Annotated in this window: 17 protein-coding genes; 9 read left to right on the top strand and 8 right to left on the bottom strand. The window is 47.3% G+C overall.

The window, feature by feature from the left end; translation table 11 throughout:
* Positions 1–163 precede the first annotated feature (163 nt).
* Entirely contained in the window at positions 164–646 is a 483-nt protein-coding gene (locus MHM94_RS12155; RefSeq protein WP_022943369.1) for a winged helix-turn-helix transcriptional regulator, read from the top strand.
* Positions 647–766: 120 nt separating this feature from the next.
* On the opposite strand, the gene MHM94_RS12150 is transcribed toward MHM94_RS12155, so the two are convergent.
* Entirely contained in the window at positions 767–1,543 is a 777-nt protein-coding gene (locus MHM94_RS12150; protein WP_235419564.1) for a TIGR04211 family SH3 domain-containing protein, read from the bottom strand.
* A 17-nt stretch (positions 1,544–1,560) separates the two neighbouring features.
* Here MHM94_RS12150 and MHM94_RS12145 point away from each other — a divergent pair, with 17 nt between their 5' ends.
* Positions 1,561–3,084, top strand: coding sequence for a CYTH and CHAD domain-containing protein (locus MHM94_RS12145; RefSeq protein WP_235419565.1), 1,524 nt, complete (start codon positions 1,561–1,563; stop codon positions 3,082–3,084).
* Complete coding sequence (locus MHM94_RS12140) at positions 3,059–3,706, top strand: START domain-containing protein (RefSeq protein WP_235419566.1); 648 nt, start codon at positions 3,059–3,061, stop codon at positions 3,704–3,706. Before MHM94_RS12145 ends, MHM94_RS12140 begins: the two co-directional genes overlap by 26 nt.
* Before the next feature lie 74 nt (positions 3,707–3,780).
* Here the strand turns inward: MHM94_RS12140 and metK are convergent, their stop codons facing one another.
* Positions 3,781–4,932 (bottom strand): methionine adenosyltransferase, encoded by a 1,152-nt coding sequence (metK, locus tag MHM94_RS12135; protein ID WP_022943373.1) that lies wholly within the window; start codon positions 4,930–4,932, stop codon positions 3,781–3,783.
* A gap of 367 nt (positions 4,933–5,299) precedes the next feature.
* On the opposite strand from metK, the gene tkt reads away from it, so the two are divergent.
* Positions 5,300–7,291 carry a transketolase gene (tkt, locus tag MHM94_RS12130; protein ID WP_138547074.1) on the top strand — a complete coding sequence of 664 codons (1,992 nt, stop codon included), beginning with the start codon at positions 5,300–5,302 and terminating at the stop codon, positions 7,289–7,291.
* 62 nt (positions 7,292–7,353) lie between these two features.
* On the opposite strand, the gene MHM94_RS12125 is transcribed toward tkt, so the two are convergent.
* The 6 genes from MHM94_RS12125 to gpmM all read right to left on the bottom strand — a co-directional run bounded on the left by MHM94_RS12125 (position 7,354) and on the right by gpmM (position 12,853).
* Positions 7,354–7,551, bottom strand: coding sequence for a hypothetical protein (locus tag MHM94_RS12125; RefSeq protein WP_022943375.1), 198 nt, complete (start codon positions 7,549–7,551; stop codon positions 7,354–7,356).
* Positions 7,552–7,660: 109 nt separating this feature from the next.
* Entirely contained in the window at positions 7,661–7,834 is a 174-nt protein-coding gene (locus MHM94_RS12120) for a DUF1328 family protein (RefSeq protein WP_022943376.1), read from the bottom strand.
* A 261-nt stretch (positions 7,835–8,095) separates the two neighbouring features.
* Positions 8,096–8,860, bottom strand: coding sequence for a divergent polysaccharide deacetylase family protein (locus MHM94_RS12115; protein ID WP_051034422.1), 765 nt, complete (start codon positions 8,858–8,860; stop codon positions 8,096–8,098).
* Between the two features lie 64 nt (positions 8,861–8,924).
* Positions 8,925–10,124 carry a S41 family peptidase gene (locus MHM94_RS12110; protein WP_022943378.1) on the bottom strand — a complete coding sequence of 400 codons (1,200 nt, stop codon included), beginning with the start codon at positions 10,122–10,124 and terminating at the stop codon, positions 8,925–8,927.
* Positions 10,125–10,157: 33 nt separating this feature from the next.
* Entirely contained in the window at positions 10,158–11,312 is a 1,155-nt protein-coding gene (locus MHM94_RS12105) for a peptidoglycan DD-metalloendopeptidase family protein (RefSeq protein WP_306669445.1), read from the bottom strand.
* A 5-nt stretch (positions 11,313–11,317) separates the two neighbouring features.
* Positions 11,318–12,853 (bottom strand): 2,3-bisphosphoglycerate-independent phosphoglycerate mutase, encoded by a 1,536-nt coding sequence (gene gpmM, locus MHM94_RS12100; protein WP_235419567.1) that lies wholly within the window; start codon positions 12,851–12,853, stop codon positions 11,318–11,320.
* A 222-nt stretch (positions 12,854–13,075) separates the two neighbouring features.
* On the opposite strand from gpmM, the gene MHM94_RS12095 reads away from it, so the two are divergent.
* The 5 genes from MHM94_RS12095 (at position 13,076) to MHM94_RS12075 (ending at position 15,698) form a co-directional block, all read left to right on the top strand.
* Positions 13,076–13,507, top strand: coding sequence for a rhodanese-like domain-containing protein (locus MHM94_RS12095; RefSeq protein ID WP_022943381.1), 432 nt, complete (start codon positions 13,076–13,078; stop codon positions 13,505–13,507).
* A gap of 18 nt (positions 13,508–13,525) precedes the next feature.
* Positions 13,526–13,783 carry a glutaredoxin 3 gene (grxC, locus tag MHM94_RS12090; protein WP_045979274.1) on the top strand — a complete coding sequence of 86 codons (258 nt, stop codon included), beginning with the start codon at positions 13,526–13,528 and terminating at the stop codon, positions 13,781–13,783.
* A gap of 73 nt (positions 13,784–13,856) precedes the next feature.
* Positions 13,857–14,327 (top strand): protein-export chaperone SecB, encoded by a 471-nt coding sequence (secB, locus tag MHM94_RS12085; RefSeq protein WP_138547076.1) that lies wholly within the window; start codon positions 13,857–13,859, stop codon positions 14,325–14,327.
* A gap of 3 nt (positions 14,328–14,330) precedes the next feature.
* Entirely contained in the window at positions 14,331–15,341 is a 1,011-nt protein-coding gene (gene gpsA / locus MHM94_RS12080) for an NAD(P)H-dependent glycerol-3-phosphate dehydrogenase (RefSeq protein WP_235419568.1), read from the top strand.
* A gap of 99 nt (positions 15,342–15,440) precedes the next feature.
* Positions 15,441–15,698, top strand: coding sequence for a hypothetical protein (locus MHM94_RS12075; protein WP_045979276.1), 258 nt, complete (start codon positions 15,441–15,443; stop codon positions 15,696–15,698).
* Positions 15,699–15,736 lie beyond the last annotated feature (38 nt).

Raw genomic sequence — 15,736 nt, 5'->3', positions numbered from 1 at the left:
TGTAGGTCACCCCGCTGCTAAAACGCGAAGGTGAGATTGCACTCAATATGAATACATATTCGCGGGCATTCTAATGAAAATGCCGCAGAATATGCTGGTTTAATTTTTCGAAATACGATAATTTACAGGGCATATTTCTTCGTTGTCGGTATAAAATGCTGCTATGTCTTTAACAGCTAAACCTCGCACCTTAGACCGAATCGATCTCGCTATTCTCGACGTTTTACAACGCAATGGTCGGATCTCTAACGTCAATTTAGCTAAGCAAGTTAACCTCAGTCCTAGCCCTTGCCTCGACCGTGTAAAACGGCTCGAATCAGAAGGCTTTATTGAAGGCTATCATGCTAAGCTCAGTGAGCAAAAATTAAACCAAAGTTTATTGGCCCATGTGCAGGTGTCGTTAGTGACATCTAATACTTCGGTATTTAAAACTTTTAAAGAGCATATCCTCAATACACCACAAGTAGTGGAGTGCGATATGGTTGCTGGAGGCTACGACTACTTACTCAAGGTGCGTGTCAGTGATATGAACGAATACCGCCAAGTACTGGGAGATTTAGTGGATATTCCTGGGGTCGGCACGCATCATACGTATATGGTGATTGAAAAAGTAAAAGAAGATACCGGGCTCAGTATCGAGCTGTGAATGCCCTGAGCATGCAAACACAAGCTGTAATATAGAGTTTACGAATAGCGCTATTAGCTGCTGGCAAAAAAAAGAGCACCTAGGTGCTCTTTTTGGCTCAATGCAAATTGAAAATAATGATTATGCCCATCCGTCATAGCGCTTGCGGCGCGACAAGATAACGGTGAGGATTATTCCTAAGAATAGACCAATAAATGCAATTGCCCCACCGTAGGTGAGTAACTGTCGCTTTTCTTTGGCCTTTAAACCTTGTTGTTTAGCATTAAGCGCGTCGCGCTCGGCAATCGCTTGATCTAGTTGATCTTGCAACTGCTGGGCTTGCTCCTGCAAGTCGCGATTCAGCGTTTGTAGCTCGGGAAGCTGTGCTTGGGCATTGCGCAATGCCTGTTGAGTTTGTGCCAGCTGCTCACCAAGTTCCTGATATTGAATCTTTAAGCTTTTATCTTGGTTGATGAACTTAGTTTCAACCCAGCCTTGGCGCTGTTTATCATCGATTATCTCGAGAAAGCCGTTATTTTCTTCACCGCTCACCAGTGTCACTGGCGTGCCCGCATCAACTGAACCTAAAATGCGGTAGTTTTTACCTGCTCCAGAGTGCATAAAGATATACAGTTCATCACTGATATAGGCAGTGCCTTGTTCTGCGTGTGCTGCGGTGGTGAACAATGCGCTGAGCATAAAAGCAAGCGCGACACAGGCGTGTTTGACCATCCAACTTAACCTTGTTTTACGTAAATAATTTCTCCAATCCCAGCATAGTATGGGTTGGCGCAGTGATTGGCAAGGGTGATTTTGTAACTCACCGACGCTAGTAAAGGGGCAAAATAGCATGGCCAAATGGCAAAATGTTTGCATTCGTAGGCGGCTTTGTTTATGTTGTGCTTTTGACGATTTCATTGGTCTTCCTATAGCGCATGGACACTGAGATAGAGCTTAAGTTTTTAGTTTCCGAGGCGGTGATACCGTCCATACCCGCACTCATTACCCAGTTTGCAAAAACCGTAAAAAATAAACCCGCACGCAACCTGCAAAATGCTTATTTCGACACCCCGAGCCGAGAGCTTAGAGCATTAGATATTGGTCTTCGCACTCGCTGTTGTGACGGCATTTGTGAGCAAACCATTAAGCTTGCAGGTGAGAACGTGGGTGGGCTGCACCAGCGTCCAGAGTACAATTTGCCTATTGACGGAAATCGTCCAGAGCTGCACGACTTTGATGCCAGTATTTGGCCTCATGGGGTGCAAGTGGACGCGTTAGCCGACAATCTCTATCCGCTATTTAGTACTAACTTTATTCGTCGCACTTGGTTAGTTGAAACCCAAGCAGGGACTGAAATTGAAGTGGTGCTGGATAAGGGGGAGGTATCGGCCAACGCCAATGTAGAGCCGATTTGCGAACTTGAGATTGAATTAGTAAAGGGGGAACGCAGTGAGCTGTTTTCCCTAGCTGAAAAATTAATCGATAACCTGCCTCTACGCATGGGTTATTACTCAAAGGCAGCTCGAGGTTATCGGCTGGCGGACGACCAGCCGCTCAAAGCCAGTAAAGAGATTGGCCTTGTGCCGCTGAGCAACGATGACAGCCAAGAGCGGGCACTGGAGAAGTGCTTGAGTTATGGCATTGCTTTTGTACAAAAACACGAACAATGTTATTTCCAAAAGCCGACCCTTAAAACACTGAAACGGGTAACCGATGGTGTCAGTCTTATTCGCCATAGTTTGTGGTTATTCAGCGATATCGTTGAAAAACAAGCGACCGAGCGTCTGCGCGGTGAACTTAAGTGGTTACTGAGCGAATTAAGTTGGGTCGAGACGGCGATTCAACTGAAAACCTTTACCTCGAAAAAGCATGCTTATTATAAGAAAATCAATGCAGCACCAGAGCTGACTCAGGTGATAGGCGATCTAAAATCCATCCAACCAAGCATTGACGATGTCCAGACTATATTCACTAGCACACGCTATAACCTGCTGTTGTTAGATTTAACAATCTGGTTGACCGAGCGAGGGTGGCGACAATCATGGGGGCAAGCGCAACTTCAGGCTGGTGAACAGCCAATTCATGATCTGGCGGCACGGCTACTCGACTATGATTGGCAGGAAATGAAAGAGCTCGTTGAGCCTCAACAGCCGCTAGCTAGCGAGCAATACTTACAGCTTAAGCAGCGCTTGGAACGCAATCTTTTAAGTGGCTGTTGTTTGGGCGCATTGTTTGATGAGTCTTTGCGCATGAGCTTCCGGGCGCCATGGCTAGATATTGTGCACGGCACTTTTGAATTATTCACCCTCGATTACCTCGGTCAGCTGTGCCAAGGTAATGAGAGCGAGCAATTTATCAAAATTCAGGCTTGGTTGACGCAAAAAACCGATAGTCTGTTGAGTGCCATGGAGCAAAGCCGAGAAGCGACTCGTGATGTTCAACCTTATTGGCGCGATTAGCCTACTTAGCCTCAGCTTTGCAGCTGGGGCTGAAATCCAACCTTGGCGGAATTATAAAAACCTCCCTGATTTGAAAGTGGTCTATACCGTCAGTAAAGATAGTATCTACCATATTTATGCTGAGCTTTTCGTTGCCGACGCCCGCACAGCTCAGTTACTGACGCTACTGTATAACACCCAACAAGCATCGCAGTGGTTGCATGCAGTACAAGAAGTTCGTCTTTTGCACTCTCAAGGCAATCGCAACCGCGTATACACGGTGATTAATTCGCCTTGGCCCGTTGCTGATAGGGAGCTCTATACACAAAGTTGCTATCAGCGTGTCAATGACTATACCACTGAGTTACGGGTGCATGCCTATAACCCAAATATCGCTCGTAAAAGTGATAGGGTACGCATCACAACCTTGACTGCTAACTGGCGAATGACGCAGCAAGACGACGGCTTACTTATCCGCTATCAGGTTTTTGCCGACCCAGGTGGTAAGCTTCCACGCTGGCTCAGTAATAAAGTATCGTTGAAAAGTGTATCTAAAACTATGATGAGCTTGAAAAGTCAGTTAGCAGCAGTACAGGCTCTGCAAGTTGCGCCAATCAGTGCCGGCGATTGCGGCGAGGATTAACTGCCGAGAGTGGGGTTATAGCTATAAAAAAAGCGCCATATAGGCGCTTTTCAATTAACTTATAGGTAATTCACTTATAATCCAGCGTCGGCTTTAAGTGCCTGTGCTTTATCGGTCGCTTCCCATGGGAATTCATTGCGACCAAAGTGGCCGTAAGCCGCTGTAGGCTGGTAAATCGGACGTTCTAAGTCAAGCATTTGAATTAAACCATAAGGACGTAAGTCGAAATGCTTGCGGATCAGTTCGATTAAACGCGTTTCGTCTAATTTGCCGGTGCCAAAGGTTTCAACACTGATGGAGGTTGGCTCGGCAACGCCAATGGCATAAGACACTTGGATTTCGCATTTATCGGCCAGGCCGGCCGCGACTATATTTTTGGCAACGTAACGTGCTGCGTAAGCGGCAGAGCGGTCCACTTTCGATGGATCTTTACCTGAGAATGCGCCACCACCGTGACGTGCCATACCGCCATAAGTATCAACGATGATTTTACGACCTGTTAAGCCGCAATCCCCCATAGGGCCCCCGATCACAAAGCGTCCTGTGGGGTTAATGAAGAACTTAGTCGCATCGGTAATAAGCTCTGCTGGTAGCGTTGGTTTGATAATGGTCTCCATGACCGCTTCAACCAAGTCATCTTGCGCAATAGAATCGCAGTGTTGCGTTGACAGCACGACGGCATCGATACCAACGGCCTTGCCATTCTCATAAGCAAAGGTCACCTGTGACTTGGCGTCTGGGCGTAACCACGGTAATTCACCATTTTTGCGCACTTCGGCTTGGCGTTGTACCAAGCGGTGTGAATAGGTAATGGGCGCTGGCATGAGCACGTCAGTTTCATTACAGGCATAACCAAACATCAAGCCTTGGTCACCTGCACCTTGCTCTTCTGGACGAGCGCGGTCAACACCTTGATTAATATCAGGAGACTGCTTACCAATGGTGTTTAGAATTGCACATGAGTCGGCATCAAAGCCCATATCGGAATGGGTGTAGCCAATTTCGCGCACGGTTTTGCGCGTTAACTCTTCGATGTCGACCCAAGCACTGGTTGTGACTTCACCACCCACCATCACCATACCGGTCTTCACATAGGTTTCGCAGGCTACACGGGCATGGGGATCTTGCGCCAAAATAGCATCGAGTACCGCATCAGAAATTTGGTCAGCGATTTTATCCGGGTGTCCTTCAGACACAGACTCAGAAGTAAATAAATGTTTTGCCATAAGTTTCTGCTCACAAGTATCGCGCTTCCCAAGATCATACCAGCCACTGGGTTGAGCGCAGCATAAATTAAGGCGCGTATTCTAGCTAAATCACAGGTGATTTCCTAGCTTTTTACGCCTAGACGTCTAAATAAAATTGATTGTATAGCGGTCTTTTGACCTTTATTGCTTGGTGTTTTTGTACTCTTTTAGTTATCAGTATTTTTATTCGTTATGAGTAATTCTAAAGTTACTCGTTCGATGCCCAATTTTTAATTGCAGGGGGCAGATGAATAAGTAAGAATGGGCTTTCGTCTTATTCTTTACCCGCGCCAGCATGAGCGCGAGTGAAGCCCCAGCGCAAATACATTTAAAGGTAGGAGAATTCATGCCATCACGCAAAGAACTTGCAAACGCCATTCGCGTGCTTTCCATGGACGCGGTTCAACAAGCTAAATCAGGTCATCCGGGTGCCCCGATGGGCATGGCCGATATCGCCGAAGTACTGTGGCGCGATTATCTTAAGCATAACCCGAGCAACCCTAACTGGGCTGACCGTGACCGATTTATTCTCTCAAATGGCCACGGTTCAATGCTGATTTATTCGCTTTTACACTTAAGCGGCTATGATCTTCCTATTGAGGAAATTAAAAACTTCCGTCAGCTTCATTCAAAAACTCCGGGCCACCCTGAATACGGTTACGCTCCGGGTATTGAGACTACTACGGGCCCGCTTGGACAGGGGATCACCAATGCGGTAGGCATGGCAATCGCGGAGAAAGCCCTTGCTGCTCAATTTAATCGCGCTGACCATGAAATTGTTGATCACTATACTTACGCTTTTATGGGCGACGGCTGCTTGATGGAAGGGATTTCTCACGAGGCGTGTTCGCTTGCAGGAACTCTAGGCCTTGGTAAGTTGATTGCGTTTTGGGACGACAATGGTATTTCTATTGATGGTGAGGTAGAAGGCTGGTTTAGTGACGACACTCCCGCGCGTTTTGAGTCTTACGGCTGGCACGTGGTGCGTAATGTTGATGGCCACGATAGCGAGGCTATTCGCGCTGCTATTGATGAAGGCCGCGCCCAAGGTGACAAGCCAACGCTTATCTGTTGTAAAACAGTGATTGGTTACGGCTCTCCGAATAAATCAGGAAGCCATGATTGCCACGGTGCGCCGTTGGGCGATGATGAAATTAAAGCTGCGCGCGAGTTCTTAGGTTGGTCTCATGACGCCTTTGCGATTCCTGATGATATCTATCAACAGTGGGATGCTAAAGAGAAGGGCACACAAGCAGAGCAGAGTTGGCAGGATAAGTTTGCGGCATACAAGGCGGCATACCCTGAGCTTGCTGCTGAGTTTGAACGTCGTCAAAATGGCGAATTGCCTGCTGACTGGGCTGAGAAGTCGCAAGCCTATATTGAGCAGTTACAAGCAAACCCGGATAGCCCAGCAACACGTAAGGCATCGCAAAATGCCTTGAATACCTTTGGCCCCATGCTACCCGAGTTTATGGGCGGCTCAGCCGATTTGGCCGGATCGAACTTAACTATTTGGAGTGGTTCAAAAGGCCTTAGTAAAGACGACGCGTCAGGTAACTATATTTTCTATGGTGTGCGTGAATTTGGTATGTCCGCCATTATGAATGGCATTGCCCTGCACAAAGGTTTCATTCCTTACGGTGCAACCTTTTTGATGTTTATGGAGTATGCACGCAATGCGGTGCGCATGGCTGCACTAATGAAGACGCCTAGCATCTTTGTTTACACCCACGATTCCATCGGCCTGGGTGAAGATGGACCGACTCACCAACCGGTTGAGCAAATGGCGAGCCTACGTTATACGCCGAATCTAGTGAATTGGCGTCCATGTGACCAAGTTGAGTCAGCCATTGCGTGGCAGCAAGCGATTGAGCGCAAAGATGGGCCAACGTCGCTGGTCTTTACGCGTCAAGGCCTTGCTCAGCAAGCACGCGATGCGCAGCAGCTTGCTGATGTGAAAAAAGGTGGGTATGTATTAACCTGTGATGGCGAGCCAGAAGTTATTCTGATTGCCACAGGTTCGGAAGTACAACTTGCTATGGATGCAGCTTCTGAGCTTCGCGCTCAAGGTCGTCAGGTACGCGTGGTGTCTATGCCATCAACGGACTTGTTCGACCAACAAGACGCACAGTACAAAGAAAGTGTCCTACCCAGCAGTGTGACTCGCCGTGTCGCTGTAGAGGCAGGCATTGCCGACTTCTGGTACAAGTATGTTGGTTTGAATGGCAAAGTTATCGGCATGACTAGCTTTGGTGAATCAGCGCCAGCGGGCGAATTGTTTAAGCACTTTGGCTTCACCGTAGACAATGTGGTTGCGGCGGCCAACAGTCAGTTTTAAATAATTAGAGATGTAAAAAACCCGCGAGCTTCGCGGGTTTTTTGTTTGAAGATAAGCCTGTATTAGCAGTTTGTTTCTTCTGCACCGGCGTTTTCTTTAACATTTTCACACGCGTCTTCAACCGCGTTTTGAGTGTCAGTGATCGCCTCATCAATTTTTTCACCTGCCTCTTCGGCACCGCCACTGTCTTCACAGCCCATAGCGAATACTGCGGCAAATAATGTAGCGATAAATGCTTTTGTTGCTGAATGATTAAACATAGAACTCTCCTTGAATATTAACTCTTTAAATCTGGATTCAAATAACGTGTTTTGGTTGCGGTCGCGGGTTTCATCCCACCTGTGACCGCTTGTACTGTAAAATTAATAACTACCTTGGCGCTTTACCACGAATGGCGCCAGCAACAAGGGAGATAACCAGCAGTACCAAGAATACAAAGAAAATAATTTTAGCGATGCCAGCAGCTGCGCCAGCAATGCCACCGAAACCTAAAAGTGCTGCGACCAAAGCGATAACTAAAAATGCAATTGACCAACCTAACATAATGTACCCTCCATAGATTTGCGTTTCGGAATATACGTTGCTAAGTCCATGCCAACTTTTAAGGTTTTGATTTTAATGAATTTGTTGTTTTTTGTGGACTAGGGGAAAAGAAAAGCTTTCACTGTTTGTGTAAAAGATACAGATTAATTTTATGTTCATAGAACAAGCACTTGGGCAGGTGCTGAATACGGAGGAGGTGGTTTATCGGCACCAGAACTCAGTCATCAGCAGCCATGCCGCCTATTATTGTTTTAGAGGCCTCTACTCTTCCTCGGTTACACTTTTTTTATCGGCCTGAGCAAGTCGAATTGTGCGCTGCTGCACTAGCTGAGATAAAGGCACAAGTTGGAAACCTTCACCCTCGAGTTCTTGCAATGCCTGTTGCAAGAACGCAAACGTTTCGGGGTAGGGGTGAGCAATTGCAACTGCGTAGTCATACTTATCGGCGAGAGTCTTTAACTGCTCAAAGCGATAACGTAGTTGCTGCTCGGTGGTAATATTGTCGAGAAAAACATGGCGAGCAATATTGCTGACACCGTATAGCCCGGCAATTGTTTGCGCTTTTGAATTGGGAGTTGTTTTACTGTCGAGAAAAAACAAATCCTGCTCTTTTAGCACTTCCATAGTCCAGCTCATCGGCGCATTTTGCTGTGTTAGCAGCGAGCCCATGTGATTATTGACGCCGCGCGCATTGGGTAGGCTGGCTAATGCCTTGCGTAACTCGTGTTGGAAAGCTTCTTTTGACATATCCATTGTCAGCCCCCCAGGCCCTAACGCTTTACCGTTTATGGCTTGCATGGGGGCATGCAAAAGCACCTCTTTATCTAAGGCCCCTGCCTGTTGAGCAAAGTGAGTGGCGTAAGGAGTAAAAGGGAGCACCGAATAGGTCACAGCGCCAGGCAAGTGCAAGGCAGCCATGTCGTTACGATGATAGCCGATGTCATCAATGACAATAGCGATTTGCTTCGCATGTACTGGTGATAAGAGCACCAGCACACACAACGTAGTCCATATTAAAAAGCGCACAATGTGTTTTTATCTTTGTTGATGATTAGTGTGCAGGCCCGTGCTTAAAGCCGAGCCTGCGTTTTTATTGTTCTAATAGTTGCTGAGCTTTTAGTAATTGTTTATCAAGCAGTGCGGTTAAGTTTTTATGCGCACTTTGCCCCTCAGCTAAGCTGATTATAACTTCTTTATTTGATTGCGAAAGGGCAGGTTGCAATATCGGCACATCAGGTACGATGCCAGTCCCCTCAATGGACACGCCAGAGGGGGTATAGTACTTCGCTGTGGTCAGCTTCAAAGCACTGCGGCCATCGCCTAAGGGGATCAATGACTGCACCGACCCTTTACCATAGGAGCGAGTCCCTACCACGGTTGCCCGGTCATTATCCTTGAGCGCACCGGCAACAATTTCTGCAGCGGAAGCAGAGCCCTCATTGATCAGCACGACCATGGGGGCGCCTTGAATTATGTCCCCTGCTTTCGCTTCAAAGCGTTGATTAGCCTCCACAAAGCGACCTCGAGTAGAGACGATAACACCTTGAGACAAAAATAAATCGGCAATGGCAATGGCACTGTCGAGGGTACCGCCTGGGTTGTCACGCAGGTCAATAAGCAACCCGTTGAGTATGGCGCCGTTGGCGTTTTGCATCATGGTGATGTGACGCGCGACATCATGAAAACTATGATTGTTGAAGCTATTAATACGTAAGTAGCCCATGCCATTGGCCTTGAGCTCACTGGCGACGCTTTCAATGTGGATAGGCTGACGGGTAAGCTGAAAGTCGAGGCGTTGTGAGTGGCCTGCGCGAGCAACGGCTAAATGCACTTGCCCATCTTCACGACTGCTGATCAGAGCAGAGACTTCTTCCAAGGTAGTGTTATTCACCTTAGTGCCATTGATAGACACGATAACATCACCACGCTGTAAGCCAGCGGCCCGAGCGGGTGAGTTGGGTAGAGCGGAGATCACCACTACATGTTTATCACGCTGTTCTACCTCGATACCCAAGCCCTTGTATTGGCCATTGGTGACATCGAATAATCGTTTTAACTCTTGCTCATCAAGGAACTCGCTATATGGGTCAAGCTCTTGTAATAAACTGCTGAGTACATGTTGGTCTAACTTGTCGCGATCCACTTCCTCAACGTAGTAGTTGTTGATGTGAAAAAGCACTTCATCGAGTTGGCTGTCCTTTGCCAATGAAGCAGGCGCTAGTACCACTAAGGCTAAAAAACTGAGCCCTAGTAACAAGCGCTTGTATAGGTAAGTTGTGAATACAAACATCGGCTGCCCCCTTGAGGTGCAGCCTCTATTCATTTAGGAGGATTTGCACCATGTCGTTGGGTTAACGGCACGTCCTTTGTGGCGTATTTCAAAGTATAGACCAGGATCAATTTGACCGCCGCTCTGGCCTACTAAAGCGATTGTTTCGCCTTTATAAACCGGATCGCCCACTTCTTTGAGTAGTGCTTGAGCGTGGCCATACAGGCTCATATAACCCTTGCCGTGATCGACCACCATGACCCAACCAAAACCTCTCAGCCAGTCAGCAAAGACCACTTGGCCATCTTCTATACTGGTTATACTGCTCCCTTCACTGGCTGCGATCACCACCCCTTTCCAATTGAACCCTTGGCGTTTACGGGTGCCAAAGCGGTGGGTAAGCTTACCCCGTGTCGGCCAAGTTAATTTTCCTTTACTGCTACCCAGACCTAACATAGCTACTTGGCGGTCTTTACTGCGCTCTAGCTCTGCTAAGGTATCCAGTAAGGTCTGCTCATTATCTTTTAAATACGCTATCGAGCTTTGCAGTTGATTTAATTTACCTTGTAGCTCTTGGACCTGAGATTGTCGTTGCGCTTTCGCGGCAACTAATTGCTGTTGCTGCTGTTGTTCTTGCTCGCGTAGCTTCGCCAGTTGTTGTCTGTTTTGTTGCAACGCTGCTTGGTTTTGCGCTATTTCACGCATTGTTTGTTGTAACGCTTCAAGCTGTTGCAAACGAGCTTTGTTGAAATAGTCGTAATAGCTAATGGTGCGCTCTAACTTGGCTGTGTCTTGTTGGTTTAACAGCATCTTTGAATAATCGTGCCCACCCACCATGTAGGCGCTCTTTACTTGGGCTGCAAGAACTTTATCAAGCTTTTTACGACGCGACTCCAGCTGTTCAGCCTGTTGTTGTAACTTTTGGTGTTGCCGTTCGTTGTCTGCGAGTTTGTTATCGAGCGCACGTAACTCCTTCGCATTTGCAGCGATAGCTTGCTCTGAGTTCTTGAGTTGGCTCTGTAACTTATCCAGCGAGCGTTGCTGCTGCTGATAATTTTGTTGGCTCTTTTTTAATTCTTGTTGGACTTCGGTTAAGTCTTGCTTGGTACGGTTCTCGTTAGCAAAACTATTGAAGCTTAGGAACGCCAAAAGCGTCGCGCACAGTAGCGACACTTTTTGACGTTTGTGACTCAATAAAACCATCGGCATCGAGATTACTTAAGACGCATGATGGGTGAACCAGTCATTTCTTCTGGCTGCTCCATGCCTAATAGGTACAACATAGTGGGAGCTACGTCACTGAGCGTTTTGCCATCAATAGCTTGAGCATCACGGCCAACGTAAATGAATGGCACAGGCTCGCTGGTGTGGGCGGTATGCGCTTGACCAGTCTGTGGGTTTACCATTTGCTCGGCATTACCGTGATCGGCGGTAATTAAGGCCTCGCCACCGACTTGCTCTAACGCTTCTACCACGCGGCCAATACAGCTATCGACAGCTTCACAAGCTTTTACGGCTGCTGCAAATACGCCTGAGTGGCCAACCATATCGCCATTAGGATAATTACACACAATGACGTCATACTTGTTGCTTTGAATAGCCGCCACTAGTTTGTCGGTTAGCAGTTGAGAGTTCATTTCTGGTTGTAAGTCATAGGTAGCAACATCCGGCGAGGGGATAAGCTCACGGCTTTCACCATCAAACTCTTGCTCCCGACCGCCGCTGAAAAAGAAGGTCACATGAGCGTATTTTTCTGTTTCTGAAATGCGAAGTTGCGTTTTGTTATGTTTGGCAAGCCACTCACCCAAAACATTATTGAGTGGCTCTGGTGGAAACGCCACAGGCGCTTTGATGTCTGCAGCATATTCAGTCAGCATAACGAAACCGCTTAATTGCGGCGCTTTCTTTTTACTGAAGCCGTTAAATTCGGCATCAACAAAAGCGCGACTCATCTGCCGCGCTCGATCCGCTCGGAAGTTCATAAATAACACTGCATCACCATCATTGATGGTTGCGGGGCTATCGCCAATGGTCGTTGCTTTTACAAATTCGTCATTTTCATCACGCTCATAGGCTGCATGTAACGCTGACACTGCATCTACAGCTTGATAGTCAGCTTCGCCGAGGACCATCAAGTTATATGCACTTTCGATGCGATCCCAGCGATTATCACGATCCATAGCGAAGTAACGCCCAACAACACTGGCGATACGACCTTTACCGAGGCGAGCGAAGGTTTCATCGATGCGTTTTAGTGATGCTTCAGCGCTGCGTGGAGGCGTATCACGACCATCTAAAAAGGCATGCACATAAATATGCTCAGCGCCGCGCTCGGCAGCCAGCTCAATAGCGGCAATAATATGTTCTTCGTGGCTATGGACGCCACCTGGGCTTAACAGCCCCATCAGATGCACTGCTTTGTTCGCTGTTACGGCATTATCTATCGCAGTGGTAAGCGCTTTATTATCAGCAAATGTTCCATCGTCGATGGCTTTGGTAATGCGGGTAAAATCTTGATATACCACACGCCCAGCACCGAGGTTAACATGACCTACTTCAGAGTTGCCCATTTGCCCATCAGGCAAACCAACATCCATGCCAGAACCGGAAATCAGAGTGTGCGGGCGCTGCTCCCAAAGCTTATCTAAAACGGGGGTGTTGGCGGCTAAAATCGCATTACTTTCGCTGTTTTCACGGTAACCCCAACCGTCCAGAATCATCAGTACGAGAGGTTTCTTTGGCTGTGTCATTGGATCTCCTGCTAGTGTCGGCACGACAAATGAATTGCTTGATAATAATTATTAAGAATACAGCTCTATGATGTTCACTGTGACCACAGAACTGCGCTCTTATAATGTATCCTACCGTTTTTTATCCGCCTTAGCAGTAGAAAATATTTCATCAATTGGTAAGTCGAAGGCAAGTGTGTATACTTGTGCCGCCCGCAAGGTTTGAACAATACAGTAAGACGTATGGAACAATACATAGAATTTATCGGAAACCACCCTATTTTAAGCATCATTTGGCTAGCGATTGTCGCGATGTTGATATCGGGGTGGTTTAAAAGTAAGTTTTCTGCCATCAAGCAGATTAACCCACAGCAATTAACCCTTTTAGTGAATCGTGAAGATGCCGTAGTAACGGATATTCGCGCGCAAAAGGACTACAACGCTGGGCATATCTCTAATGCCGTGCACCTGAGCGCTGAAAAAGCAAAGCAGGGTGACTTTAGTGCGCTTGAAAAGTACAAAAGCAAACCCATTATATTGGTATGTGCGACAGGCATGACGGCTTCAGGTATTGCCAATGGCTTGAATAAAGCAGGCTTTGAAAGCGTATTTATTTTGTCAGGTGGAATGCAATCTTGGCAAAGCGCAGGTCTGCCTGTGGTATCAGGCCGATAACTTTATTAGGAAGCATTTATGAGTAACGTTGTATTATACACTAAAGCCTATTGCCCCTTTTGTCAGCGTGCGAAAGCCTTGCTGGATAAAAAAGAGGTAACTTACACTGAGTTCGACATCGGTGTACAACCAGAGCTACGCGATGAAATGCTCACCCGCGCAAATGGCGCGCACACGGTGCCGCAGATTTTCATTGGTGAGCATCACGTGGGTGGCTGTGATGATATGATGGCGTTAGAAGCCAGTGGCGAATTAAACACCCTGCTAAACGCGTAATTGCTTTCGAACATATATGCTGCCGCGTCCTCACGCGGCTAATTTATTGCAAAAAGAATTGATAGGAACAACAATGGAAGAACAAAATCAAGGCGCAGCACAAGAACAACAGGCGCAATTCTCTATTCAACGCATCTACACCAAAGATATCTCTTTCGAGACACCTAACTCTCCAGCTATTTTTCAGAAGAAATGGGATCCAGAAGTCAAATTAGATCTAGATACCAGCTCAAATAAGCTTGATGAAGGCATTTATGAAGTAGTTCTTGCCGTTACAGTCACTGCGACTTTGGGTGAAGAGACGGCTTTCCTATGTGAAATCCAGCAAGCGGGTATTTTCACTATTGGTGAAATGGAAGATGTACAAAAAGCTCATATGTTGGGCGCTTTTTGTCCTAATATGTTGTTCCCTTATGCGCGTGAAGCTGTATCAAACTTGGTGAATCGTGGTACTTTCCCACAGCTGAACCTAGCACCAGTGAACTTCGATGCGCTATTTGCCCAGTACATGCAGCAACGAGCTGCTGAGCAAGCTGACGCATAAGTCATGACCACTTCAGCATCCAGCGCTGTTACGGTTTTAGGGGCGGGGTCTTATGGCACCGCCCTTGCTATTTGTTTTGCTCGAAACGGTCACAAAGTGACTCTTTGGGGGCGCAATAGCGACCATATACAGCGTTTAGCCGATGAGCGAAAAAATCAGCAGTACCTCGGTGATATCGCTTTTCCTGATAGCCTAGAGATGCAAAGTGATTTGCAAACAGCTGTTGCCAGTAGCGACATCGTTTTGGTGGTCGTACCTAGCCATGCTTTTGCGGATCTATTGCAGACCATCGCACCCATGCTACGCAGCGGTGCCAAGGTTGCTTGGGCAACTAAAGGTTTGGAACCGAACACCGGTCGCCTCCTTCAAGATGTTGCTAAGCAGCATCTTGGCGAAGATATGGATTTAGCGGTGTTATCGGGGCCAACCTTTGCCAAAGAAATGGCCGCCGGTTTACCTACCGCTATTTCGGTATCAGCCACCAGTGATGAGTTTTGTGAACGCTTATCGGGTTTGTTGCACTGTGGACGCTCGTTCCGGGTTTATCGAAACAATGATTTCATCGGCATCCAATTAGGTGGTGCGGTGAAAAATGTCATTGCGATAGGCGCCGGGATTTCTGACGGCTTTGGTTTTGGTGCGAATGCTCGAACCGCGTTGATCACACGGGGCTTAGCGGAGTTATGCCGATTGGGTTGTGCACTGGGTGCCAAATCGGAAACCTTCATGGGCATGGCAGGTTTAGGTGATTTGATTCTTACCTGTACCGACAACCAGTCGCGCAACCGTCGCTTTGGTCTAGCTTTAGGGCAGGGGCTCGATGTCGAGTCTGCGCAGCAACAAATAGGCCAGGTCGTAGAAGGGTACCGTAACACCAAAGAAGTGTATATGCTGGCTAAACGCAGCGGTATCGAGATGCCAATTACTGAGCAAATTTACCAGGTCTTATATGAAAATAAGAATGTAAAAGAAGCTGCCATGGCTCTTTTAGGGCGCGAGCAGCGTGCAGAGTAAGCATTAAAATGAAGTAAAAAGCGCCAATGCAATCGCATGGCGCTTTTTTTATGAGCAAATTCGACTATATTGGAAAGGGATTCCCAACGGATTAATACCATGGCACAGGCGAAAAAAGCAGATAGCGAACGCCGCAGTGGTCAAAGGACGTTTCGCGAACATTATGCGAACTTGACCGGCGAACAGGTAGATAAGGTATATGCGCTCACCAAAATGGGCTTTGAGCTGGAGTTTGTTCGTACCATTAGTAAATACCGGCGGTTGGCGGTGCTGCGCCGCGATGATGAATTGGTCAGTGTCAATCACACTGGCGAGTGTAACTTTTCTCCCCAGATCAACTTGCGCAGTGATTCTTAGCCTCTTACCATGCAGGCACAATCAAGTTTTTATAAACG

The organism is Pseudoalteromonas sp. CNAT2-18.1 (assembly GCF_022347865.1).
Lineage (GTDB): Bacteria > Pseudomonadota > Gammaproteobacteria > Enterobacterales > Alteromonadaceae > Pseudoalteromonas > Pseudoalteromonas ruthenica.
This window is presented reverse-complemented; position numbering and strand designations above follow the sequence as displayed.

Coding starts and splice junctions, on each gene's coding strand:
- MHM94_RS12155 (WP_022943369.1), top strand. CDS start 164: ATGTCTTTAACAGCTAAACCTCGCACCTTAGACCGAATCGATCTCGCT.
- MHM94_RS12150 (WP_235419564.1), bottom strand. CDS start 1,543: ATGAAATCGTCAAAAGCACAACATAAACAAAGCCGCCTACGAATGCAA.
- MHM94_RS12145 (WP_235419565.1), top strand. CDS start 1,561: ATGGACACTGAGATAGAGCTTAAGTTTTTAGTTTCCGAGGCGGTGATA.
- MHM94_RS12140 (WP_235419566.1), top strand. CDS start 3,059: ATGTTCAACCTTATTGGCGCGATTAGCCTACTTAGCCTCAGCTTTGCA.
- metK (WP_022943373.1), bottom strand. CDS start 4,932: ATGGCAAAACATTTATTTACTTCTGAGTCTGTGTCTGAAGGACACCCG.
- tkt (WP_138547074.1), top strand. CDS start 5,300: ATGCCATCACGCAAAGAACTTGCAAACGCCATTCGCGTGCTTTCCATG.
- MHM94_RS12125 (WP_022943375.1), bottom strand. CDS start 7,551: ATGTTTAATCATTCAGCAACAAAAGCATTTATCGCTACATTATTTGCC.
- MHM94_RS12120 (WP_022943376.1), bottom strand. CDS start 7,834: ATGTTAGGTTGGTCAATTGCATTTTTAGTTATCGCTTTGGTCGCAGCA.
- MHM94_RS12110 (WP_022943378.1), bottom strand. CDS start 10,124: ATGTTTGTATTCACAACTTACCTATACAAGCGCTTGTTACTAGGGCTC.
- MHM94_RS12105 (WP_306669445.1), bottom strand. CDS start 11,312: ATGCCGATGGTTTTATTGAGTCACAAACGTCAAAAAGTGTCGCTACTG.
- gpmM (WP_235419567.1), bottom strand. CDS start 12,853: ATGACACAGCCAAAGAAACCTCTCGTACTGATGATTCTGGACGGTTGG.
- MHM94_RS12095 (WP_022943381.1), top strand. CDS start 13,076: ATGGAACAATACATAGAATTTATCGGAAACCACCCTATTTTAAGCATC.
- grxC (WP_045979274.1), top strand. CDS start 13,526: ATGAGTAACGTTGTATTATACACTAAAGCCTATTGCCCCTTTTGTCAG.
- secB (WP_138547076.1), top strand. CDS start 13,857: ATGGAAGAACAAAATCAAGGCGCAGCACAAGAACAACAGGCGCAATTC.
- gpsA (WP_235419568.1), top strand. CDS start 14,331: ATGACCACTTCAGCATCCAGCGCTGTTACGGTTTTAGGGGCGGGGTCT.
- MHM94_RS12075 (WP_045979276.1), top strand. CDS start 15,441: ATGGCACAGGCGAAAAAAGCAGATAGCGAACGCCGCAGTGGTCAAAGG.